This is a genomic window from Streptococcus sanguinis, from assembly GCF_019928825.1.
GTDB lineage: Bacteria > Bacillota > Bacilli > Lactobacillales > Streptococcaceae > Streptococcus > Streptococcus sanguinis_L.
This window is the reverse complement of record NZ_JAHZOP010000001.1, coordinates 679,489-703,749: the sequence shown is the minus strand read 5'-3', so window position 1 is coordinate 703,749 and position 24,261 is coordinate 679,489. Positions and strand designations below refer to the sequence as shown.

Below are 24,261 nucleotides of genomic sequence, written 5' to 3'. Positions count from 1 at the left end.
TATTATATGAACATAATAAAACACAGTGCAAATACTGTGTTTTTTTGGTATAATGGGAGCAAACAAAAAAATAATGTAAGATAACAGGTAGAATTGTGAAAAGTAAGAAGAACAAAAAGAGATTAACTGTGATTGATTTTTTCTGTGGAGCAGGTGGTTTTTCAGAAGGTTTCCGTAGAGCAGGTTATGATGTAATAATGGGAATTGATGTCTGGCAGCCTGCAATTATAACACATAATTTTAATCACGGACTAAATGATAATGTAAAAAGTGTACTTGATTTTGAGGATATAGAAGAAATAAATAAGTTGCCTGATACAGATATTATCATTGGTAGTCCACCATGTCAGTTATTTTCTCTTTCTAATCAAGGAGGGAATGCTAACAAAGATTTGGGTATCCATCTGATTAATACTTTTTTTAAGGTAATTGCTGTAAAGAAGTTTCAAAAGAATTCTAAACTAAAAGCATGGTTAATGGAAAATGTTCCAAATTCTCAAAACTATGTACAAGAGGAGTATACTTTTGAGGACTTGGACTTGGCAAGTTGGGCCGTTTCTCAGGGGTTAAATCCAAAATCCATTGCCATCAAGTCTAAATATAATGGTGGGGTTTTACATGCTGATGATTATGGTGCAGCACAGGCAAGACGTAGGTTCGTCAGTGGGGAAATAACGAAGACTGGTGAATTTCCATTTCCTGATAGGGTTGCTAAAGAGAAAGTTACTTTAAATAAATTATTTAGAAATTTTCCAGATCCATTAGATCAATCGCCTGTAGAATTTGTAACAGATCCAAATTATCCAAATGAATCTGTTAAGTTTGAGGATTTTAAAGATCATTTTTATGATACAGGTGTCTATCAAGTACAATGGCAGAAAGCTCGGGATTTAAAGCAGAGACATCCTTATATGGGTAAAATGTCGTTTCCTGAAAACATGGATAAGCCGAGTCGTACAATTATGGCAACGCAATCAGCTAGTACCAGAGAAGCTATTTTATATAAATCTGGATACAATAGAAAAGGCGATGGAGAGTATCGCTTGCCAACTATTAGAGAAGCAGCCTGCATTATGGGATATCCTTTAGATTATCAGTTTTTTGGGGATGAATCTACAAAGTGGAGACAGATTGGGAATGCAGTTTGTGTGCAGCTCTCGTTTGCTCTAGCAATAAAAATTTTAGAATTAATAAAATTTCCAAAATTAACTGCTAAGCTTATAGATAAAGATATCAATCAATTTAAATATTTAGATAATAAAGAAATAAAAGAATTTAATAATCCTCCAACACGAAATGAAAAAGCCTTGTTTAGACAATTTCCAATTAAGTCAGGGAACATGACAGTCGATTTGACTAATAAAATTAATGGAGAAATCGGTAACTGGGGGGTTGTAGCACATGCTGGCACTGGTAAAGGGTTTAAAAGTATTATTGTTTCAAGAAAAAATCAGCTAGAAGCAAAAGAGTTATTACTTCTAAATCATAAAGAAATTGTTGAAAAAATAAATAATAGTTTAATAATTAAGCAAATTTCTAATAATGACTTGAACGAAAAAAATAAGAAATATGGATTTGATGATGAAGATTGCACACATCCATACTATATTGTAAAAAGTATATCTAATATTATTATGGATTATTTACAAAAATATGAAGATGAGAGCATAGATGTATCCAATACAGAATTAGCAGAATTAAAGGAGCTAATTCCTTTGAGTCAACTTTTGTCGTTATACGCTGTTAGCGTAATAATTTATGGTCAATAATGATAATTAATATTTTCTAGCGGGGAGATTACATGGACGAAGCTAATAAAACAATATCAATTTATTTCTTATGCAAATTTGGCTTAAGTAATCGAATTGCAAAAACACTGTGTGGTAAGAGGGTCGAGTTAATTGATTTTTTTGTAAGAAACAATCATGGACTGTTTAATAAGATAAGTAAAAATAAAATCGAAAAAATAAATTTGTATTTAAGTGATTGTATTTTAGAAATTAACAAGAATCCAAATATTTTTGATGACATTAGAATGTTGTACTCAGTAGGCGCTAAAATAGAGTTTAGTAAAATTTATCATATGACTGACTCAATTGATGAACTGGTTATAATGTTGAGAAATAATAATTGGATGGAAATGGGTTTAAAATCTGCTTCTGTTAAGGCTGCTGTTCAAATAGATAAATATTCTGATTTATTGTTTAACTTTAATATAAAAAACGAAATTTTAAAATGGAAGACGTTTACTATTTTTCTTGAAAAATTTAAAGTCAGAAATTCTGAATTGGATTTTTTAGGTCTTCAGGCCTCAATAATAAAACAACTTGAAGATATGCAATTAATTTTCAAAAGTCAAGTAGATGATGCATGGTGCTTATTTATTGAAAATCTTACTTTTAGTGAAGAAATTATTAAGGTATATGGATTGGACATGGAACTTTATTTGAAAGAAAGGCGTTTTAAAAGTGGAATCGAAGAAAATCTAATATCAATCGACTCTTTTTTTCAATCTTCTTTTAAAGATATTAATTTTTTAAAAGAAAGACTAGACGGAAAGACTCTTGAAGAAATTGGGAATTCAGTTGGAATTACTCGGGAAAGAGTGAGACAGAAAATTAATAATTCTTTAAAAAGAATACCTAAAATTTATGAAGTTGAAAAATTTAAAGATTTATATCAGAGATTTGATATATCTGAAGATATATTCAACACTATATCAGAATCAGATTCTAGACTATATAATTTAATGGGACTCCTATACACGAAAGGAGAGGAAGATATTCTCGATGAAATCTTAAAAGGGAATTATTCTGATGAAGTAAAAAGATATATTTTAAAAAAACGTAACAGATTTGCTTCTAACGGGAGAGTATTAAAATTAACTAGAGAGAATTATATTATAGATATTTTACGAAGGTATAAAAATCTCCAGTTATATTTTAAGACTGATGAATTATTCTATCTTATCAAAGAGGAAGCTAATGATTTTCCACAGATTTCACCCAAAAGTGAAAGGGCTCTTGAAAGTCAGTTGAATAGATATCAGCACATTGTTTTTTCTCTAGGTAAGGGTTATAGATACCATCCTTTAGAAATAAAAGAATACGAAAAACAGGAATTACTTTCTCTTTTTGAAAACTTAGACGATGGTGCGTATAGTATGAATTACATTTTTGAAACTAATCCAGGTGTGATGGAACGATTTGATATTCTATCTGGATCAGAATTGCATAATATATGTAAAAAATATAATATAGTGACTGAAAACATACGTCTAGGTCGTAATCCAGAATTTGTAGCAGGAGAAAAAGATAAAAAAGACTATATAGTCGATAATATGTCTACTTATGAAGGAATATCTTTAGAGGAATTTTGTATTGATATGAATCAAAAATTTGGTTTGCATAAGGGTTCATTATCATCGTTTATATCCTCTAAATTAAGAAAATATATTCTAGATGGTAAAATTCATGTAGATAAGTCTAACTATAATGAGATAGCTTCTAATATTCTTCCGTATTTGAATAGATATATATATTCAAAACAAGATTTTATATCTATAATAAAAAAATACAGTGGGTTAAAGGAAGTATCGCAGTCATTAATTTTTTCACTAGGTTTTATACTTAGGGGAGAGTTAGTAATCAGTTCAAAGTACAGAGGTGCTAAAGATGCGTTAACTACATTAATTTTATCTCAAAAAGTTTTTCATGCAGATGAAATCTCTTTTAAAAAAACAGTAGATTATTATAGCACGATATATAACCTTGAAAAGAAATTAAAGATATTAAAGATTTCAGAAAATACTTACATTAACGTTGAATTCATGATTCAGAGAGGATTTAAATTAGAAAAACTTAAAAGTTTTATAAGAGAAATCGAAATTTTGGTGCCCTCTAATTCTTATTTTTCTATAATATCTTTATTAAATGATGGTATAGAATTTTCTCTATTAGATGATGGAATAGAGTTAATATCTTTGGATCGACTTATTAATATTTCTAATACAACTAAACCTGTTAGCGTTGGTTTTCCTAATATTTACTTCAAAGGAGATGTAAAGAGAAATTTAAATGATTTTTTAGTTGATTCCTTACTACAATTAGGTTCAGCGAATATTGAAGATTTTACGGATGATTTAAATAAGAAATATGGAATCAATTTGGATGAATATAATGTTCGGCTTAGATTAGTTGAATGTGGAGCATATTATTCTGATAAGTTAAACAAAATTTATATAAATAAAGAAGATTTTTTAGAAGAGGTATTTGGCAGATGAATTTATTAGATTATGACTTGGGTGATGCAATCGCTACAAAAAAACTTTCATTACAAGGTGAAAAAAAAATATTTGAAGTATATCGGATTCCAATCAAACATCTTGTATATAATAAGAAGAATGGAAGAATTGCAACTTATGTTTCTCAATATTTAGACGAAGGAAATGAGTTCCCAGAAGATGTAGAACAATTTAATAATATTATCGAAACATATATTGAAAAAAGTAATAGCGATGCTTTAAAAAAGACCAAAGCGAATATAAAGATTATGTCACAGACAGAGCCAGCAGTCGTCTTATCTAATGGAATAGTGCTAGATGGAAACAGGCGTTTTACATCTTTACGCCAACTTTCTAGGGAAGGGGCTGGAGCAGAGTTTAATTACTTGGAAGCAGTTATTCTAGATGGCAAAAAATATAATGAAAAAGATATAAAGCGTTTAGAATTAAATTTACAACATGCTATTGAAGCACGTGTTGATTACAATCCTATAGATAGGTTGGTTGATATTTATAGAGATTTAATTGAAGACGATGGTGTTTTTACTCCTGAGGAATATAGTCGTGAAACTCAAATTTCTTTAAGTAAAATTAAGGAGGATATTGAAATTTCGAAACTAATGATTGATTATCTTGATTTCATTAAGAGACCTTTGAGGTTTCACATAGCTCGTGATCAAAAAATTGATGGCCCAATTCGTGAAATACATAAGATTTTGAAGAGTAATAGGATTGATGTGGAATCCAAGGATGATATTCAAGAATTTTTATTTCTTAATATAATGTCGTTGAGTGGTGACATATCTAGAAAAATTCGTGATTTAAGACCAGTTATAGAAGACAAGCAACTAGGTACTGAATTGTTAGAAGAAATCGATGAGACAGAAATTTTAGACGATGCAGTTAAATCGTTTTCTGAGAATTCTAACAATGAAACAGTTAGTTTAGATATCAAAATACAAAGTAAAGTTTCAGAATTAACTGAGGGAATGGTAGAGCGGAAAAAAATACAGAACGCTAAGAATCAACCTTTCGAAATTTTAAACAAAAGTTTTAAAATTTTAAGAGAAATTGATTTGGATTCATTGAATCGCTTGGAAAAAAATTCAAAACAAGAATTTCATGAATTACTAATTCAAGTTGCTAATTTTGTTGAAGAGTTAAAAAACATATGACATTTTCAGATCTAGAATTCAAAACCTTTTACTCTACTAAAGATGATAATATTCCTGAATCATTTTATAATTTGGTCTTAAAGGAAGCTGTTCTATATAATAGAGTTAGTGGATATTTTAGCAGCAAATCTTTGGCATACTATACAAAAGGAATTCAAAATTTACTGCTTAATAAAGGAAAAATGCGTTTCATAATTTCTCATGAAATATCTGAGCAAGATTATGAAGCAATCAGATTGGGATATTTTAATAAGTCTAAATTGACAAGTGATTTGTTCAAAAACTTTAATTATGATGACTCAGATGTTTCTCTAAAAATTAATATTTCTAATTTAGCTTATTTAATAGAAATTGGACTGGTAGAAATAAAAATAGGATTTACCCATTCTGGCTTATTTCATGCAAAATATGGGATGTTTCTAGATGATTTAGATAATATGGTGTTTTTTACCGGATCGTTGAATGAGTCAGAAGCAGCGTTTGCAAAAAATTACGAGGAAATCACAGTTTTAGATAGTTGGACTCAGTCAGAACAGCAACTTAGAACAAAGCTAAAAGAATTTAATAAATTGTGGGATGGTGAAAATGATGATGGTTATATTTTTGTAAAGTCAATTAATGAGATTGTTAGATTAAGATTAATTAGTTATAGTAAAGGAAAAATTATTTTAAATAAAAATATGCTTAAAAACGAAGCGTTGATATTGTATTTCAATAATGACCTAAAATTTCAAAATAATCTAATCAAGCAAAAGATAGATTTTAATCAGCGTTCTATAAATCAATTATCCAAAAAATATTTTCTTGATGCTTCATTAACAACATTTAAAACAGATTTAAATTATACAGATATCGAAGAAATCATTAAGCTCCTTAAACGATATGGAAAACGAACAGATACCCAAATAATAATAGATGATTCGGTATACATGTATATCCAAAGTAATAAGTTTCAAATTAAAGAAATGAAAAAACTTGGACTTGCACTCAAAAACAAAGATGAGATGTTTAAGCAGGAATTTGACGTTTTCAAAAATATCGTAAAACAAGAAGTAGATAGAGAGTTATATGATATTCAATATTGGTTAAGTTTCTATCAGGTTTGTATGAAAAGGGCTGCTAATTTTTCTGTTCCAGGCGCAGGTAAAACGTCAATGGTGTACGGTTCTTTTGCTTATCTTTCTAGTCCACAAATAAATAAAGCAAAAAGGATTGTTGTTATAGGTCCAAAAAATTCCTTTTTATCATGGAAAGAAGAGTTTAGAAATGTGTTTGGAAATAAAAGGAGTCTGAGAGTTTTAGATATACATGCATCCGATTTTGTCAGTGAAATGATGTATAAAAATACTGATAATTATAGCCTTGTATTAATTAATTATGAATCGCTTATAACACATAAGGAAGCTCTATCAAAGATAATTGACGAGGAAACATTGTTAGTTTTTGACGAAGTACATAAAATAAAAAGAATAGGATCAGAACGAGCCAAGGTTGCAATAGAATTGTCATGTAAATCTACTTACAGACTTGTTTTAACGGGAACACCAATTCCTAACTCATATCAGGATATTTGGAATTTTTTACATATACTTTATAATTTTGAATATAAACAGTATTTTGGATTTTCTCAATCAGAACTTAGTCATTTATCTCCTACTGAATCACAGGAGATAAATGAAAAGTTATCACCATTCTTTTGGAGAGTAACAAAGAATCAATTATTAGTTCCAAAGGAAAACGAGGATCAATTAATTAGAGTGACAGCCAACGATACGGAGCAGTTAATCATTGATATTTTGTGGAAAAAGTATGGTCATCAACCATTTAAACTCTATGTTAGATTAATCCAACTTTCTTCTAATCCTACCCTTTTAAAAGAAAAGATTACTAAAGAAATATATGGCGATTATGGTGTTGATGAAGAACAGCAATTAATAAATTATACCGACGAGCTTCCAAACTATACGAATTATGAGCTGGATTTAATAAAATCATTAGAAAATTCGTCTAAGTTTGATAGATGTATTTCTCAATCATACTCTCTTTTAACAAAGAATAAACCTCATATAATTTGGTGTATCTTTATTGATACCATAAATAAATTGCATGATAAAATACAGAAATTGGGTGCAAGAGTAGCAGTAATATATGGCGGTATACCATCAGAGGAGAGAGAACGGATTATAATAGATTTTCAAGCTGGTCGTTATGATGTTTTGATTACCAATCCACATACATTAGCGGAATCAATTTCATTACATATGATTGCTCATGATGCCATTTACTATGAATTCTCATTTAATCTAACTCATATGCTTCAATCAAGGGATAGGATTCATCGTTTAGGCTTGAAAGAAGGTCAGGAAACAAACTATTTTTATCTTTTTATGGATGGACAAGAAGGACGTAGAAATACTATAGATTATAAAGTTTATTCTAGACTTTCTGAAAAGAAAAAGCTTATGTTGGATGTAATAGAAAACCAAGAATTACATTGTGAATTTTCTATAGATGAGCAGGAAGAAATATTAGAAATTATAAAGGAAATAGATAACGATAAATGAAAGATAACATTTATCAATGATTTCTTATTTGGATTGTTTAAGTCTTACTCAGAGAATATGAAATTAGAAAACTTTATTTGCAATAATATTATATCGGATGTTTATGCAATTTTCCTTTCACAGAATTTTCCTTTTCAATAGTCGTTATTTCATACTATTATTGATAGCAATGATTGTTCTTTCATATAGAGTCTTATCACATCATTGCTAAGGTTGATGATGAAGATTTTGTGATTCTGAATGTTCACGTAGGGAAGCGTTCGGAAGTCTATAAGTTCCGAGAGCAAGATTGAACCTAAGTTCTTTTAAAAAATCGATCATCTTACTTTGCTCTTTACTGTCCCCCTCCACAACCAAGTTCAGTTTCATCTGAGCTTGGTTTTTCTATCCCTCCCCCTTTCATAAGTCTCCGACTTAATACTTTCTTTTAAGCCTTAAAAATGATAAAATAAGACAAACAAACTATAGGAGAACATAATGACTAAAGCAAATTTTGGTGTTGTTGGTATGGCTGTTATGGGCCGTAACCTTGCCCTAAATATCGAATCTCGTGGCTATACAGTTGCCATCTATAACCGCTCAGCAAACAAGACAGAGGACGTCATTGCCTCTCATCCTGAGAAAAATTTTGTGCCTAGCTATGATGTAGAGTCTTTTGTAAACTCTATTGAAAAACCGCGTCGGATTATGCTGATGGTTCAAGCTGGTCCTGGTACAGATGCGACTATTCAGGCCTTGCTTCCTCACTTGGATAAGGGCGATATCCTGATTGACGGTGGGAATACTTTCTACAAAGATACCATTCGCCGTAATGAAGAATTGGCTAACTCTGGTATCAACTTCATCGGTACAGGTGTTTCTGGTGGCGAAAAGGGCGCATTGGAAGGACCATCTATCATGCCGGGTGGTCAAAAAGAGGCTTATGAGTTGGTAGCGGATGTCTTGGAAGAAATCTCTGCTAAAGCTCCTGAAGATGGTGCACCATGTGTGACCTATATCGGTCCTGATGGCGCTGGTCACTATGTAAAAATGGTCCATAACGGGATTGAATATGGAGATATGCAGCTGATCGCTGAGAGTTATGACCTTATGCAGCACTTGCTGGGCCTTTCAGCTAGTGAAATGGCAGACATCTTCACAGAGTGGAACAAAGGCGAGCTAGACAGCTATCTGATTGAGATTACAGCGGATATCTTGACACGCAAGGACGATGAAGGTCAAGCTGGCCCAATCGTTGACTACATTCTGGATGCAGCTGGCAATAAGGGAACTGGTAAGTGGACCAGTCAATCTTCACTGGATTTAGGTGTGCCGCTGCCATTGATTACTGAGTCAGTCTTTGCGCGTTACATTTCTACTTACAAAGATGAGCGTGTGGCTGCCAGCAAGGTATTGCCAAAACCAGCTGCTTTCACCTTTGAAGGAGATAAGGCAGAGTTGATTGAAAAGATCCGTCAGGCTCTGTACTTCTCAAAAATCATGTCTTATGCTCAAGGATTTGCTCAGTTGCGTGTAGCTTCTAAGGAAAACAACTGGAACCTGCCGTTTGGAGAGATTGCTTCTATCTGGCGTGCTGGCTGTATCATCCGTGCCCGCTTCCTGCAAAAGATTACAGATGCTTATGGCCGTGATGCTGATCTAGCAAACCTGCTCTTGGATGAATACTTTATGGATATTACGGCTAAGTATCAGCAGGCTGTTCGTGATGTTGTCAGCTTGGCTGTGCAAGCAGGTGTACCAGTACCAACCTTCTCTAGTGCCATTGCTTACTTTGATAGCTACCGTGCGGAAAATCTGCCAGCGAACCTGATTCAGGCGCAGCGTGATTACTTTGGTGCTCATACATACAACCGTAAAGACAAAGAAGGTACCTACCACTATTCTTGGTACGACGAAAAATAGGATAGGCCTATGGCAAAGCGAATTTTACTAGTAGAAAATGAAAAAAATCTTGCCCGATTTGTGAGTTTGGAACTGCAAAAGGAAAGCTTTCTTGTAGATTTGGCTGAGACTGGCCAAGAGGGACTGGCTCTGGCTAAGGATGTGGATTATGACTTGCTCTTGCTCAACTATGATCTTCAAGATATGACTGCCAGCGATTTTGCTCAGCAACTGAGCTTGATTAAGCCAGCGTCCGTCATTATCGTTTTGGCTAGTCGCGAAGAGATTGCGGAGCAGCAGGAAGCAATCCAGCATTTTGCTGTTTCCTACGTGGTCAAGCCTTTCATTATCAGTGATTTAGTGGAGCGTGTCTCTATCATTTTCCGCGGGCGCGACTTTATCGACCAGCACTGCAGCCTCTTGAAAATTCCGACCTCTTACAGGAATCTGCGAGTGGATATTAAAAATCACACAGTTTACCGTGGCGAGGAAGTTATTGCGCTGACGCGGCGGGAGTACGATCTGCTGGTAACCCTGATGGGCAGCAATAAGGTCATGAGCCGTGAGCAACTACTGGAGCGTGTCTGGAAGTACGAGAGTGCAACGGAGACCAACGTTGTAGATGTTTATATTCGTTATCTGCGCAGTAAAATTGATGTGGAAGGGCAGCCAAGCTATATCAAAACCGTTCGCGGTGTTGGTTATGCCATGCAAGAATAAAAAAATCAAAACTCTGTTCTCCTTGAGAGACGGAGTTTTTTTGCGCTTGTTACAGTATTGATAGGAGAAATAATGCGGACTTTCTGGCTATTCTATGCAATCGTTTTCGTTAAAATATAGCAAGAATGTGGCTCGTAAAGAAAAATTTTAAACTTTAGGATGCAAAAAAAGAGAAAATATTTTTATAAAAGCCTTTACAAAATAAAAAATCGTGCTATAATAGATGTATCGACATGCAAACGATTTCACAAAAAGGAGTGGTTTGCAAAAAATATAAGGAGGTCTGAATGATGAAAGATTCATTCAAGAACATTTTTAGCTTTGAATTTTGGCAAAAATTCGGTAAAGCTTTGATGGTTGTCGTTGCTGTTATGCCGGCAGCAGGACTGATGATTAGTATCGGTAAGTCTATCCCGATGATTAATCCAAATCTAGGTGTTTTAGTCACTACCGGTGGTGTTTTAGAGCAGATTGGTTGGGGGGTTATCGGTAACCTGCATATCCTCTTTGCTTTGGCTATTGGTGGAAGCTGGGCAAAAGAACGCGCAGGCGGTGCCTTCGCAGCAGGTCTGTCCTTTATCCTGATTAACCGTATTACTGGTGTTATGTTTGGCGTTACCAGCGATATGCTCTCAGATAAGGCAGCTGTAGTTAAAACAATGTTTGGCGCATCTATTAAGGTTTCTGATTATTTCATCAGCGTTCTAGAGTCGCCAGCTCTGAACATGGGTGTATTTGTCGGAATTATTGCTGGTTTTGTTGGAGCGACAGCTTATAACAAATACTACAATTTCCGTAAATTGCCAGATGCCTTGTCATTCTTCAATGGTAAGCGTTTTGTACCTTTCGTTGTTATCTTGCGCTCAGTAATCGTAGCAATTGTTTTGTCATTCGTATGGCCAGTTGTTCAATCAGGTATCAACAGCTTTGGTATTTGGATTGCTAACTCACAAGATACTGCACCAGTTTTGGCACCATTCATCTATGGTACTTTGGAACGTCTCTTGCTTCCATTTGGTTTGCACCACATGTTGACTATTCCAATGAACTACACAGAACTAGGTGGTGTTTATCACGTTATTACTGGTTCTGGTGCGGGAACAACTGTAGCTGGTCAAGATCCACTGTGGTTGGCTTGGGTAACTGACTTGGTTGGTACGAAATCAGCTGATCCTTCTACTTACCAACACTTGCTTGATACAGTTCATCCAGCTCGCTTTAAAGTTGGTCAGATGATTGGTTCATTTGGTATCCTTATGGGGGTAGCAGCAGCTATCTATCGCAATGTGGATGCTGACAAGAAGCACAAATACAAAGGTATGATGATTGCGACTGCTTTGGCGACCTTCTTGACAGGGGTTACTGAACCAATCGAGTACATGTTCATGTTCGTTGCAACACCACTGTATATCATTTATGCATTTGTACAAGGTGCTGCGTTTGCAATGGCTGACATCGTTAACCTTCGTGTGCACTCATTCGGTTCTATCGAATTCTTGACCCGTACTCCTATGGCCATCAATGCTGGCTTGGGAATGGATATCATCAACTTCATTTGGGTAACTATCCTATTTGGTGTTGTGATGTACCTCATTTCTAACTTCATGATCAAGAAGTTCAACTATGCAACTCCAGGACGTAACGGTAACTATGAAACAGCAGATGGTTCAGACGAAGCTTCTTCATCAGAGTCAACTGGTGGTAAAGTTGCTGAAGCTTCTCAAGCAGTAAATGTTATCAACCTTCTGGGTGGTCGCGCTAATATCGTAGATGTAGATGCATGTATGACTCGTCTGCGTGTGACTGTCAAAGATGCTGAAAAAGTTGGAACAGAAGAACAGTGGAAAGCTGAAGGCGCTATGGGCTTGGTTATGAAAGGCCAAGGCGTTCAAGCTATCTACGGACCAAAAGCTGACGTTCTCAAATCTGATATTCAAGACTTGTTGGATTCTGGTGAAGTGATTCCTGAAACACTTCCTAGCCAAAAAGCAGAATCAGCGGCTGCTGAAGTTACTTATAAAGGTGTGACTGAGGAAGTTGAAACTGTTGCGGACGGTCAAGTCATTGACTTGGCAGATGTTAAAGATCCAGTATTCTCACAAAAAATGATGGGTGATGGATTTGCAGTTGAGCCAGAAAATGGTAAGATTTATTCACCAGTTGCTGGTACTGTAACTAGCGTCTTCCCTAGCAAGCATGCTATCGGTCTTGTGACAGATAACGGCCTGGAAGTCTTGGTACATATTGGTTTGGAAACTGTCAGCCTTGAAGGTAAACCTTTCGAAGTTCATGTTTCAGAAGGTCAGAAAGTTGCAGCTGGAGATCTTCTAGTAACAGCTGACTTGGAAGCAATCAAAGAAGCAGGACGTGAAACTTCAACAATCGTAGTCTTCACTAATGCAGCAGCCATCAAGTCTGTAACAGTAGAAAAACTTGGTCAATCATCTGCTAAGACAGTTGTTGCTAAGGTTGAATTGTAAAATAGAAAAGAGAAATCATGGCAAAATTCCTGACATTAAATACTCATAGTTGGATGGAAGAAGAGCAAGAAACCAAGCTTAATCAGCTTGCAGAACGCATTCTTCAAGAAAAATATGATGTCATTTGCCTGCAGGAAGTCAATCAATTAACGGAGTCTGAACAGGTTGTTCAGGCTCCTTTCTATCAGGCGGTTGAGGGCGCAATTGAGATCCATCAAGACCACTTTGCTCTATGTCTGGTAGAAAAGTTGGCTGAAGCAGGACTGGACTATCATTGGTCTTGGGCCTATAATCATATTGGGTTTGATATTTATAACGAAGGAGTGGCAATCCTATCTAGAAATCCTATGGCTCCTAGAGAAGTTCTGGTATCAGAAGCTAATGATCCTAGGGATTATCATACTCGTAAGGTCTTGCTAGCCGAGACTGAGGTAGAAGGTCAATTGCTGACAATTGCCTCCTGCCATCTGTCATGGTGGGACAAAGGCTTTCAGGGGGAATGGGCTAAGCTTGAAGCAGAGCTGCTAAAAGCAGAAACTCCTCTAGTCCTGATGGGGGACTTCAACAATCCAGTCGGCCAGCAAGGCTACCAGACTATCTTAGCTAGTCCGCTGAAGCTGCAGGATAGTCATGCTGTTGCGAGAGAAGCTATCGGAGAGGCGACAGTAGAAGGAACTATTGCAGGCTGGGATGATAATAAGCATGCTTTGAAGATAGACTATATTTTCACTAGTCAAGGGATGGATGTTGAGCGCTCCGCTGTCGTTTTTGACGGGAAAGAAACCCCTGTTGTCAGTGACCATTTTGGTATAGAAGTGCAAGTGGCATTATAATAGTAAGAAGATGAGGCAAGACTGAGAATAAGACAGGTTTGCCTCTCTTTTTCTTTTTGATAAACATATTTTTAGATCAAAATGGTGAAATATTACCCTCCAAACGGCTGTCTTTTGTTATTCTTGAAAACGTGTTATAATGAAGTATTAGGATTCTAGGAGGAAATGGTATGCGTTGTCCGAAATGTGGTGGGAATAAATCAAGTGTAGTTGATAGCAGACAGGCAGAAGATGGGAATACAATCCGCCGCCGCCGTGAGTGTGAGGAATGTCAGCATCGCTTCACGACCTACGAGCGCGTCGAAGAGAGAACCCTAGTTGTTGTCAAAAAGGACGGGACACGTGAGCAATTTTCTCGAGATAAGATTTTTAACGGTATTATTCGCTCGGCTCAAAAGCGGCCAGTATCTAGTGACGAAATAGAGGAGATTGTCAACCGAATCGAGCAAAAGGTCCGTAGTCAGAGCGACAATGAAATCAATAGTGAGTATATTGGATCCTTAGTCATGGATGAACTGGCCGAGCTGGATGAAATCACCTACGTTCGTTTCGCCAGTGTTTACCGGAGTTTCAAGGATGTGGGCGAGCTAGAAAGCCTGCTCAAGCAGATTACCAAGGGGTCCAAGAAGAAAAAGGACAAATAAATGAAACCAAACCATCAGTTTTCTTTCTTGCGCAATAATGCAGTCAGCCCAGATATTGCTATCTTGACCAAGCTTTATCTGCCGATTCTGGGGAGAGAAGCAGTAACACTTTATCTTTATCTGCTGTCTTTTGGGGATAATGGGCAAAAACAGCACCTCTTCATTCAGATTCTCAATCATTTAGATTTTGGACTTAATATTTTAGAAGAAAGTTTTGAGCGTTTAGCGGCGATTAAGCTAGTGGACCTTTATCAAACAGATGACCATTATCTGGTTCAACTCCACCCAACCTTAACGGCGGAGGAATTTTTCAGCCATAATGTGTACAGCAGGCTCTTAGAAAAGAAAATCGGCGAAGCTGCTGCGGATGCCCTGCGACCAGAAAATCCTAGTGGAGAGAAATTGGTCAAGCCTTTTATGCAGGTGTTTGGTATGGAAGCTGAGCAGCCAAGGGCAGTGCGAAAGGCCAATGATTTTGATTTGGAGTATTTCAAGCAACGGATGGCTCAGGACAATCTTCGCTTTGCCAATGAAAAGGAAGATTTATTAGAATTGTTTACAATTGCTGAGCAGAAAAAGTGGACTTGGTATGAGACCTATGTCTTGGCTAGAGAAACTGCTGTTTCTCAGGTCATTTCTACCAAGCGGATGAAGCAAAAGCTAGCTCAGAAGCCGGCAGAAGGCCAATTTTCTAAGCAGGAGCTGTCTATCATCCAAGAAGCGAAACGAACATCGCCAATGGTCTTCCTGGCAGAAATCAAAAAAACCCGTCAGGCTGCCATTACGCGGACGGAGAGAAAGCTTTTGCTGGATTTAGCTGAATTAGGTCTTTTGGATGAGGTTATCAACGTAGTCTTGCTCTTGACCTTTAATAAGGTGGATTCAGCCAATCTCAATGAAAAGTATGCCCTCAAGGTAGCCAATGATTTTTCTTATCAAAAGGTGACGACAGCTGAGGAAGCTGTCTTGAAAATCCGTGAGCGCAACCAGCAGCCCCAGAGTCGTCCAGCTAAATCTGGACAAGGCTCTACCAAGAGCAACGTACCCGACTGGAGTCAGCCGGATTATAAAAATGAAACGAGCGCAGAGAAGCAGGCCGAGCTAGAAGAGCAGAAACGTCGGCTCTTAGCCAAACTTGAAGGAGGAGGCGAATAAATGGAGAAAATAGGACAGAATATGCCTCATATGAGCAAGGTGCGTCAGTTTGACTATCAGGAGCTGGTCAAGCAGATTATGGCCGATCCAGATGTGGCAGCCTTTATCCAGCAGGAAAAGCTGACCCAAGCTGAGATTCAGCGCAGTGTCTCCAAGTTTAACCAGTATATTACGGAGCGCAACCGCTTTTTGCTAGGGGACGAGACCTATATTGCTAAGGGGTATAAGCCAATCTTGGTGAAAAATGAAGGCTATGCGGATGTTGCCTATGAAGAAACGCCTGAGTTGATTGAGCAGGAGAGACAGGAGGCCATTAGAAGCCGTCTCAATCTTATCAACCTGCCAGCCAGCCTCAAGGAGGCTAGTCTGGCTCAGGTGGATCTGGACGATGTTGGCCGCTACAAAGCTTTTGAACTTTTGACCAACTTCGTTGCTGAGTTTCCGCATTATCAGAAGGCTGTTTATCTCTACGGGGATTTTGGAGTCGGGAAGAGCTACATGATGGCTGCTCTGGCGCATGATTTGTCAGAAAAACGCAGTGTTTCAACGACTTTGCTACATTATCCAAGCTTTGTTTTGGATGTTAAGAATGCGATCAGTTCCGGCTTGGTCAAGGAGAAGATTGACCAGGTCAAGACAGCTCAAGTCCTGATTTTGGATGATATCGGTGCAGAGCAGTCTAGCCCCTGGATGCGCGATGAGATTTTGCAGGTCATTCTCCAGCACCGTATGCAGGAAAATCTGCCAACTTTCTTTACTTCTAACTTTAGTTTTGTGGATTTGGAGCGTCACTTTGCCAGCTCTAAGAATGGCGATGAGACTTGGCAGGCCAAGCGGGTTATGGAGCGGATTAAGTTTCTGGCTCAGGAGGTGCGCCTAGAAGGAGAGAACCGCCGATGAATGAAACGATTAACTTGATGAATGCTCACACGTCTGTTCGCCGCTTTACGGAGGAGCAGATTTCGGATAAGGAATTACGCGCCATCATTGATGCGGGGCGGGCTGCGTCCAGCTGGAAGAATTTCCAGTCCTATTCTATCATTGTGGTGCGAAGCAAAGAGAAAAAAGAAGCTCTCTTTGACCTGGTGCCCCAAGAAGCCATTCGGCAGTCTTCAGCCTTCCTGCTTTTTGTTGGCGACCTCAATCGTGCCCAAAAGGGCGTTCACATGTATACGGAAGACTTTTATCCTGAGGGAACGGAGAATCTTCTGATTAGCTCAGTAGATGCTGCTTTGGCGGGTCAAAATACTCTCTTAGCAGCTGAAAGTTTGGGTTATGGCGGAGTAATCATTGGACTGGTTCGATATGCTGCCAGTCAAATAGCAGAGCTTTTTAAGCTACCGGACTACACTTATCCAGTCTTTGGGATTGCTCTGGGAACTCCCAACCAGAACCATGCAGTCAAACCGCGGCTGCCTTATGAAGCAGTGGTCTTTGAGGAAGAATATCGTGAGCAGGATCGTTCCACTATTCAAGCTTATGACCGCGTACAGACTGAATATGCAGGCGAGCGGGCTAAGGAAACCTGGAGTCAGCGCCTAGCTGCTCAATTTGGTCAGGAGCCTAATCAAGCTATCGATCAACTATTCAAAGAAAAGAAATTAGAAAAATAGGGCGGAGTTTGGCTCTGTCCTAAAGAATGAAAGAGGAAAAACATGGCCTTACCAACTATTGCCATTGTCGGCCGTCCCAATGTCGGCAAGTCAACGTTCTTCAATCGGATTGCCGGTGAGCGGATTTCCATTGTGGAAGATGTCGAAGGGGTGACCCGCGACCGAATCTATGCGACAGCAAGCTGGCTCAACCGTAAGTTTAGCATTATTGATACGGGCGGAATTGACGATGTTGACGCGCCTTTTATGGAGCAAATCAAACACCAGGCTGAGATCGCCATGGACGAAGCAGATGTTATCGTTTTTGTCGTGTCTGGCAAGGAAGGGATTACAGATGCGGACGAGTATGTGGCTCGCATGCTCTATAAGACCCATAAGCCGATTATTTTAGCGGTCAATAAGGTGGACAATCCTGAAATGCGCAATGAGATTTTTGATTTCTATGCGCTGGGCTTGGGTGATCCATTCCCGGTTTCTTCAGTCCACGGGATTGGTACTGGAGATGTTCTTGATGCCATCGTTGAAAATCTGCCAAATGAAGAAGTCGCTGAAAATTCTGATATGATTAAGTTTAGCTTGATTGGCCGTCCTAATGTCGGCAAGTCTAGCTTGATCAATGCCATCTTGGGTGAGGAGCGGGTTATTGCCAGTCCTGTGGCTGGTACAACGCGTGACGCCATTGATACGGTCTTTACGGACAGTGAAGGTCAGGAATTTACCATGATCGACACGGCTGGTATGCGCAAGTCAGGCAAGGTCTATGAAAATACGGAGAAATACTCTGTCATGCGGGCTATGCGGGCCATTGATCGCTCAGATGTTGTTCTGATGGTGCTGAATGCCGAAGAAGGAATTCGTGAGTACGACAAGCGAATCGCTGGCTTTGCCCATGAAGCTGGAAAAGGTATTGTTATTGTTGTTAATAAGTGGGATACGCTGGAAAAAGACAACCATACCATGAAAGACTGGGAAGAGGATATCCGAGACCAGTTCCAGTATCTGTCTTATGCACCGATTATCTTTGTCTCTGCCCTGACCAAGCAGCGTCTCCATAAGCTGCCGGACATGATTAAGCAAATCAGTCAGAGTCAAAACACGCGTATTCCCTCAGCAGTGCTCAATGATGTTATCATGGATGCTATCGCGATTAATCCGACACCGACTGACAAGGGCAAACGCCTCAAGATTTTCTATGCGACTCAGGTAGCGACCAAACCGCCAACCTTTGTCATCTTTGTCAACGAAGAAGAACTCATGCATTTCTCTTACCTGCGTTTCCTGGAAAATCAAATCCGCAAAGCTTTTGTCTTTGAAGGAACTCCGATTCACTTGATTGCAAGGAAGCGGAAGTAGAGTTGTAAAACAGCAATTTGACAAACATACGTTTATATGCAAAAATGAAAGTAAGCATAAGAGCTTGCTTTTCTTTTTTATGTCGAAAGTATGGTATAATGGTGAGATAAATGTAAGGTGGTAATTATGGCAAAATTAATTCCTGGTAAGATTCGGACAGAAGGAATTGCCCTGGTTGAAAACAATAAGGTAGTAATCCTTGAGGTCAGTGATTCTCTTTTATATGCTCGTGTGGACGAGTGTAATCTGCGCTATAGCTTGGATGATGATGTCATCTTTTGTTATTGCGACTTTTTCCAGAAGAAAAAATACTGTGCTCATCTGGCAGCCTTGGAGTATTATCTGAAAAATGCCCCATCTGGAAAAGATGTGCTAAAGAGTATGGAAGAAGAGGAGATGACCAGTCAGGAGACCCAAGAGCTGGTTTCTTTCGGAAGCTTGTTCTTGGATAAGCTCTTGCCGGATAAATCCAATCAACAGGTTCGTTATGAGCTTTCGGCTACTGGTCAGGAGGATTCTTATACAGGGCAGTTTCTCTGGAGTCTCCGGATCAGTCGCTTGCCGGACGAGCGCTCTTATGTTGTCCGAGACGTTCTTTCCTTCCTTCGGACCTTGGAAAAGGGCGGACATTATCAGATTGGTAAGAGTTACTATGAGGCTATTCATTTGGAGGATTTTGATGAAGCCAGTCAAGATTTGCTCGTTTTTCTGCAAGGACTAGTGTCTGACTATCAGGGGCAAGATTCTTCTTTGATTTTCCCAAATGCTGGGCGCAATCTTTTCTTCCCGGCTAGTATCTTTGAAGAGGGAGTTATCTTCCTGATGAATCTATCTTCTTTCCGCTTAGAGTACAGCCTTTATGACTACAGTGAAGTCTTTTTCCAAGATTTACATGAAGAGGCAGAAGTTTATACTTTCCAAGTGGAAGAGTATGAAGAGCATTTTGAGCTAGTCATTGCTGAGAAGAATTATAAGATGCTTTATGATGGCCAGTTTATTTTTTATGGAGATACCTTCTACCAGCTAAATCCTCAGCAGATAAGACTAATTAAGGCTTTACGGGAGTTGCCTATAGAGCATGATCGGTTGAAGCGCCTGCAATTCGACTTGTCAGAGAGAACGAAGCTGGCTTCCAGTTTGTCTGAGTTTAAAAAGGTTGGTCGGGTAGAAGCACCTGAAAGTATGATGATTCATGACTTTACAGCCAAGTTTGACTTTGACATCGGTCCTGACAAGCGTCTGATTTTGGACACTGTCTTTGACTATGGAGACAGGAAAGTGACGACTCGCAAAGATTTGGAACGTCTGCCTTTTGCAGGTAATTTTGAGCATGAGCAGCAGGTATTTAAGCAAATGCTGCAGGCAGGTTTTGTGGCAGACTTTTACAGCCAGCGACCGCCTCTGAAGCCGGAAGAAATTTATCATTTCTTCTCAGAAGTCATTCCCAACTTTGAGGCTTTGGGCCGTGTCAGCATGACAGAAGAGCTAGAGGCGCTGGCACAGACAGAAAGTCCAAGAATCACTGTCAAGATGAAGGGCGGCCTCTTAGATGTTGGTTTCGATTTTGCTGGCATTGCGCAGTCAGAGATAGATGCTGTGCTTGATTCGCTCTTTAAGGAGCAGGACTTCTTTATCAGTAAGTCTGGGCAAGTCTTGATTTTCGATGAAGAGACCAAGGAGATGAGTCGGACTTTGCAGCAGCTGCGGAGTAAGCGGACTAAAAATGGCTTCATTCAGACCAGCAGTCTGGCAGCTTATCAACTGGCAGAGTTTTTTAAGGGCAAGGATAGGGTACAGTTTTCAAAAGATGTACAGCAGCTGGCCTTTGACCTGACTCACCCTGAGGAATTTCCTCTTCCCCAGCTGCAAGTCAAGGCTGACCTTCGGGATTACCAAGAGACGGGTGTCAAGTGCCTATCCATGCTTGATAAGTATGGCTTCGGTGGCATCTTGGCTGACGATATGGGGCTAGGAAAGACCCTGCAGACGATTTCTTTTCTGAGTTCGTGTATAGATGATTCTAAGAAAGTCTTAATCTTGGCGCCATCCAGCCTGATTTACAACTGGAGCGATGAGTTTGCTAAATTTGCTCCGCATTTGGATGTGGCAGTGGTGTATGGTCTGAAAAATGTTCGTGATGAGCTGATTGCGGAGAAACATCAGATTACCATTACTAGCTATGCTTCTTTCAGGCAGGATGTGGAAGAATACAAGGATAAACACTTCCAGTATCTGATTTTGGATGAGGCTCAGGTGATGAAGAATGACCAGACCAAGATTGCCCAGTATTTGCGGGATTTTGAAGTGGAGCATACTTTTGCTCTTTCTGGGACGCCGATTGAGAATAATCTGGGAGAACTTTGGTCTATTTTCCAGATTGTCATGCCAGGACTTTTGCCAAGCAAAAAGGAATTTTTAAAACTGCCGGCTGAGAAAGTCGCTCGCTATATCAAACCATTTGTCATGCGGCGCAAAAAAGAAGATGTGTTGCAGGAACTGCCTGATTTGATTGAAGTCGCCTATCGCAATGAATTGGCAGATAGTCAGAAGACTATTTATCTGGCTCTGCTCAAACAAATGCAGGACAGAATTATCCATGCGACAGAAGATGAAATCAACCGCAGCAAGATAGAGATTCTGTCAGGTCTTATGCGCCTCCGTCAGATCTGTGATACTCCGAAGCTGTTTATGGAAGATTACGAGGGCGAGAGCGGTAAGCTAGAAAGTTTGCGGGAATTACTTGAACAGATACAAGATGGTAATCGTCGTGTCCTCATATTTTCACAATTTCGTGGTATGCTGGATATTATCGAGAGTGAGCTGGACAAGATGGGCATGGAGTCCTTTAAGATTACAGGCTCTACTCCAGCCAAGGAGCGTCAGGACATGACAACTGCCTTCAATGACGGCCAGCGTTCAGCCTTTCTGATCTCCCTCAAGGCTGGAGGTGTCGGTCTCAATCTGACTGGTGCTGACACAGTTATCTTGGTTGACCTCTGGTGGAATCCAGCGGTTGAAGCCCAGGCCATAGGCCGTGCCCACCGTATCGGTCAGGAGCGCAATGTCGAAGTCTATCGGATGATTACGCGGGGTACGATTGAGGAGAAGATACAGGAGCTGCAGGAGAGCAAGCGCAATCTGGTTTCGACTATTCTCGACGGAGCAGAAGCCAAATCCAGTCTCTCTGTGGAGGAAATTCGAGAAATTCTGGGAATTTCGGCAGAATAGCTTGAAAAATAGCCTGAATAGTTTATAATAATGAAGGGTTGAAAGGAAAAAGATATGACTGATAAACAATTTCCTCTGGTGTCAGATGATGAAATCATGCTGACAGAAATGCCGCATATGAATCTTTATGATGAACTGGATCTCATTAGCAATATTACCGGAGACTATACTGACCGTAATTATTTGGAATGGATGCCGATTGTGGATTCCAGCAGGCATGCTCCCATCGCTGCCAGTCAGGCTATCAGAAGACCGCTGCAAAAGCAGTCTGCTTTCAAAGATTTTAAAAAGCCGATTGATAAGAAAGATCCGGCCATTCGTTATGCTGAGCAGGCACGCGAGGAAGCTCGGGCAGATTTGAAAAAGAAGCGTTCAGCGTCTTATCTGACCAGCGACCTTCCGACTAAGGTCCGCAACAGAAAGCTTCCGAAAGCTTCTAATGCGGAAAGACCGAAGCCAACAGCCCCTTTTCAAAAGAATGCATCGGGCGAATTTACGAAGTTTGGCGACAGGCTTCAGCAGGATAACTATATTTTGGCAGATATTCAGCCTGAGTATAGCCCTCAGCCGCAGGAGCCGGAAGAAAAGCCTAAGAAGAACAATTATGATTTTTTAAAAACCAGTCAGATCTATAATCAGGATAGAGCTAAGGAAGAGCAGTTGAAGCATTCCAAGGCTCAAGAGCTGAATTTGACAGGCTTGGACAGCGATTAAAGCTAGCTAGCTCGAGTCTTTTCTGCCTGCAGTTTTCTGATGTTTATATGGAAATTGCTGTTTAATTATGTAAATGTAAAATCTATCTGCATATAACATCCATCATCGGTTGAAGAGGATCGATGCTAGAAGCTGGGACTTACTGATTGGTCCGGCTTCTTTGGTGTTTTGGTGGTGCCTAAAAGCTTGTGAAGAAAGAAAATCCCTGCGGGCTGATGAGGGTCTGCGGAGATTTTCCTCTTGGGACTTGCTTTTATGGCCTTGTATCTTAAGGAGTAATCATGACGAAAACCTATCATTTTATCGGGATTAAGGGCTCTGGTATGAGCGCTTTGGCTTTGATGCTGCACCAGATGGGCCATAAGGTTCAGGGCAGTGATGTTGATAAATATTATTTCACTCAGCGCGGTCTGGAGCAGGCTGGCATTTCCATCCTGCCTTTTGATGAAAAGAATATCCAACCAGACTTCGAAATCATTGCCGGCAATGCCTTTCGTCCAGATAACAATGTAGAAATTGCCTATGCAGACGCAAACGGCATCAGCTATAAACGCTACCATGAGTTTTTAGGTGGCTTTATGCGTGACTTTGTTAGCTTGGGAGTGGCTGGTGCCCACGGGAAGACCTCTACAACGGGTATTCTCTCCCATGTTCTCTCCAATATCACGGATACTAGCTATCTAATTGGTGACGGTACTGGCCGCGGTTCTGCCAATGCCAAGTACTTCGTCTTTGAGTCAGACGAGTACGAGCGTCATTTCATGCCTTATCATCCGGAATATTCGATTATTACCAATATCGACTTTGACCATCCGGATTATTTCACGAGCCTGGAAGATGTCTTTAACGCTTTCAATGACTATGCCAAGCAGATTACCAAAGGACTCTTCATTTATGGAGAAGATGAGCAACTGCGCCGGATTACGTCCAAGGCTCCGATTTACTACTATGGCTTCAAGGAAGAGGGCAATGACTTTGTCGCTCACGATCTCTTGCGTTCCACCAGCGGTTCAGGATTTAAAGTTTCTTTCCGTGGGCAAGAGCTGGGTGAGTTCCAAATTCCAAGCTTTGGCCGCCACAACATTATGAATGCGACAGCAGTAATCGGCCTCTTGTACACTGCAGGTCTTGATTTGGATCTAGTTCGGGAACACCTCAAGACTTTTGGCGGAGTTAAACGCCGCTTTACAGAGAAAATTGTCAACGAAACAGTTATCATTGATGACTTTGCTCATCATCCAACGGAAATTATCGCGACTCTGGATGCAGCTCGTCAGAAATATCCAAGCAAGGAAATCGTGGCGATCTTCCAGCCACATACCTTCACTCGGACTATTGCTCTCTTGGACGAATTTGCGGAAGCCCTCAATCAGGCTGACTCAGTCTATTTAGCTCAGATTTACGGTTCTGCGCGTGAGGTGGACAAGGGTGATGTTAAGGTAGAAGATCTGGCTGAAAAGATTGTGAAACGGGCCAAGGTCATTGATGTGGATAATGTTTCCCCACTTCTTGACCACGATAATGCAGTTTACGTCTTTATGGGAGCTGGTGACATCCAGACCTATGAATATTCCTTTGAACGTCTCTTGTCCAATCTGACCAGCAACGTTCAGTAGTAG

At 39.4% G+C, this 24,261-nt stretch carries 17 protein-coding genes; all 17 read left to right on the top strand.

Annotation, left to right across the window (positions count from 1 at the left end; genetic code table 11):
* Positions 1-95: 95 nt before the first annotated feature.
* The 17 genes from K1J09_RS03465 (at position 96) to murC (ending at position 24,258) form a co-directional block, all read left to right on the top strand.
* Complete coding sequence (locus K1J09_RS03465; RefSeq protein ID WP_223322305.1) at positions 96-1,769, top strand: DNA cytosine methyltransferase; 1,674 nt, start codon at positions 96-98, stop codon at positions 1,767-1,769.
* Between the two features lie 32 nt (positions 1,770-1,801).
* Positions 1,802-4,282, top strand: coding sequence for a sigma factor-like helix-turn-helix DNA-binding protein (locus K1J09_RS03460; RefSeq protein ID WP_223322306.1), 2,481 nt, complete (start codon positions 1,802-1,804; stop codon positions 4,280-4,282).
* Positions 4,279-5,457, top strand: coding sequence for a ParB/RepB/Spo0J family partition protein (locus tag K1J09_RS03455; RefSeq protein WP_223322307.1), 1,179 nt, complete (start codon positions 4,279-4,281; stop codon positions 5,455-5,457). The genes K1J09_RS03460 and K1J09_RS03455 overlap by 4 nt, the downstream gene beginning before the upstream one ends.
* The gene (locus tag K1J09_RS03450) at positions 5,454-8,021 is read left to right on the top strand and encodes an SNF2-related protein (RefSeq protein ID WP_223322308.1); all 2,568 of its coding nucleotides are present in this window, start codon (positions 5,454-5,456) and stop codon (positions 8,019-8,021) included. The genes K1J09_RS03455 and K1J09_RS03450 overlap by 4 nt, the downstream gene beginning before the upstream one ends.
* A 173-nt stretch (positions 8,022-8,194) precedes the next feature.
* Positions 8,195-8,314, top strand: a complete 120-nt coding sequence (locus K1J09_RS03445) for a plasmid addiction system poison protein (RefSeq protein ID WP_223336020.1) — start codon at positions 8,195-8,197, stop codon at positions 8,312-8,314.
* A gap of 184 nt (positions 8,315-8,498) precedes the next feature.
* A complete protein-coding gene (gene gndA, locus K1J09_RS03440; RefSeq protein ID WP_002894560.1) occupies positions 8,499-9,923 on the top strand; it encodes an NADP-dependent phosphogluconate dehydrogenase in 1,425 nt (474 codons plus the stop codon).
* A 9-nt stretch (positions 9,924-9,932) separates the two neighbouring features.
* On the top strand, positions 9,933-10,622 hold the full coding sequence (locus tag K1J09_RS03435) for a response regulator transcription factor (protein ID WP_002909043.1): 690 nt from the start codon (positions 9,933-9,935) through the stop codon (positions 10,620-10,622).
* Between the two features lie 287 nt (positions 10,623-10,909).
* The gene (locus K1J09_RS03430) at positions 10,910-13,102 is read left to right on the top strand and encodes a PTS transporter subunit IIBC (RefSeq protein WP_223322309.1); all 2,193 of its coding nucleotides are present in this window, start codon (positions 10,910-10,912) and stop codon (positions 13,100-13,102) included.
* 17 nt (positions 13,103-13,119) lie between these two features.
* Positions 13,120-13,935, top strand: a complete 816-nt coding sequence (locus K1J09_RS03425) for an endonuclease/exonuclease/phosphatase family protein (RefSeq protein ID WP_223322310.1) — start codon at positions 13,120-13,122, stop codon at positions 13,933-13,935.
* A gap of 170 nt (positions 13,936-14,105) precedes the next feature.
* Complete coding sequence (nrdR, locus tag K1J09_RS03420; protein ID WP_002894570.1) at positions 14,106-14,579, top strand: transcriptional regulator NrdR; 474 nt, start codon at positions 14,106-14,108, stop codon at positions 14,577-14,579.
* Positions 14,580-15,734, top strand: coding sequence for a replication initiation and membrane attachment family protein (locus K1J09_RS03415; RefSeq protein ID WP_223322311.1), 1,155 nt, complete (start codon positions 14,580-14,582; stop codon positions 15,732-15,734).
* A complete protein-coding gene (gene dnaI / locus K1J09_RS03410; RefSeq protein ID WP_223322312.1) occupies positions 15,735-16,634 on the top strand; it encodes a primosomal protein DnaI in 900 nt (299 codons plus the stop codon).
* Positions 16,631-17,347 carry an NADPH-dependent oxidoreductase gene (locus K1J09_RS03405; protein WP_223322313.1) on the top strand — a complete coding sequence of 239 codons (717 nt, stop codon included), beginning with the start codon at positions 16,631-16,633 and terminating at the stop codon, positions 17,345-17,347. The genes dnaI and K1J09_RS03405 overlap by 4 nt, the downstream gene beginning before the upstream one ends.
* Positions 17,348-17,389: 42 nt before the next feature.
* The gene (gene der, locus K1J09_RS03400) at positions 17,390-18,700 is read left to right on the top strand and encodes a ribosome biogenesis GTPase Der (protein WP_223322314.1); all 1,311 of its coding nucleotides are present in this window, start codon (positions 17,390-17,392) and stop codon (positions 18,698-18,700) included.
* Between the two features lie 126 nt (positions 18,701-18,826).
* Complete coding sequence (locus K1J09_RS03395) at positions 18,827-21,928, top strand: DEAD/DEAH box helicase (RefSeq protein ID WP_223322315.1); 3,102 nt, start codon at positions 18,827-18,829, stop codon at positions 21,926-21,928.
* 54 nt (positions 21,929-21,982) lie between these two features.
* The gene (locus tag K1J09_RS03390) at positions 21,983-22,642 is read left to right on the top strand and encodes a hypothetical protein (RefSeq protein WP_002899714.1); all 660 of its coding nucleotides are present in this window, start codon (positions 21,983-21,985) and stop codon (positions 22,640-22,642) included.
* 281 nt (positions 22,643-22,923) lie between these two features.
* Positions 22,924-24,258 (top strand): UDP-N-acetylmuramate--L-alanine ligase, encoded by a 1,335-nt coding sequence (gene murC, locus K1J09_RS03385; RefSeq protein ID WP_002899715.1) that lies wholly within the window; start codon positions 22,924-22,926, stop codon positions 24,256-24,258.
* Positions 24,259-24,261: the final 3 nt, after the last annotated feature.

Coding starts and splice junctions, on each gene's coding strand:
- K1J09_RS03460 (WP_223322306.1), top strand. CDS start 1,802: ATGGACGAAGCTAATAAAACAATATCAATTTATTTCTTATGCAAATTT.
- K1J09_RS03455 (WP_223322307.1), top strand. CDS start 4,279: ATGAATTTATTAGATTATGACTTGGGTGATGCAATCGCTACAAAAAAA.
- K1J09_RS03450 (WP_223322308.1), top strand. CDS start 5,454: ATGACATTTTCAGATCTAGAATTCAAAACCTTTTACTCTACTAAAGAT.
- gndA (WP_002894560.1), top strand. CDS start 8,499: ATGACTAAAGCAAATTTTGGTGTTGTTGGTATGGCTGTTATGGGCCGT.
- K1J09_RS03435 (WP_002909043.1), top strand. CDS start 9,933: ATGGCAAAGCGAATTTTACTAGTAGAAAATGAAAAAAATCTTGCCCGA.
- K1J09_RS03430 (WP_223322309.1), top strand. CDS start 10,910: ATGATGAAAGATTCATTCAAGAACATTTTTAGCTTTGAATTTTGGCAA.
- K1J09_RS03425 (WP_223322310.1), top strand. CDS start 13,120: ATGGCAAAATTCCTGACATTAAATACTCATAGTTGGATGGAAGAAGAG.
- nrdR (WP_002894570.1), top strand. CDS start 14,106: ATGCGTTGTCCGAAATGTGGTGGGAATAAATCAAGTGTAGTTGATAGC.
- K1J09_RS03415 (WP_223322311.1), top strand. CDS start 14,580: ATGAAACCAAACCATCAGTTTTCTTTCTTGCGCAATAATGCAGTCAGC.
- dnaI (WP_223322312.1), top strand. CDS start 15,735: ATGGAGAAAATAGGACAGAATATGCCTCATATGAGCAAGGTGCGTCAG.
- K1J09_RS03405 (WP_223322313.1), top strand. CDS start 16,631: ATGAATGAAACGATTAACTTGATGAATGCTCACACGTCTGTTCGCCGC.
- der (WP_223322314.1), top strand. CDS start 17,390: ATGGCCTTACCAACTATTGCCATTGTCGGCCGTCCCAATGTCGGCAAG.
- K1J09_RS03395 (WP_223322315.1), top strand. CDS start 18,827: ATGGCAAAATTAATTCCTGGTAAGATTCGGACAGAAGGAATTGCCCTG.
- K1J09_RS03390 (WP_002899714.1), top strand. CDS start 21,983: ATGACTGATAAACAATTTCCTCTGGTGTCAGATGATGAAATCATGCTG.
- murC (WP_002899715.1), top strand. CDS start 22,924: ATGACGAAAACCTATCATTTTATCGGGATTAAGGGCTCTGGTATGAGC.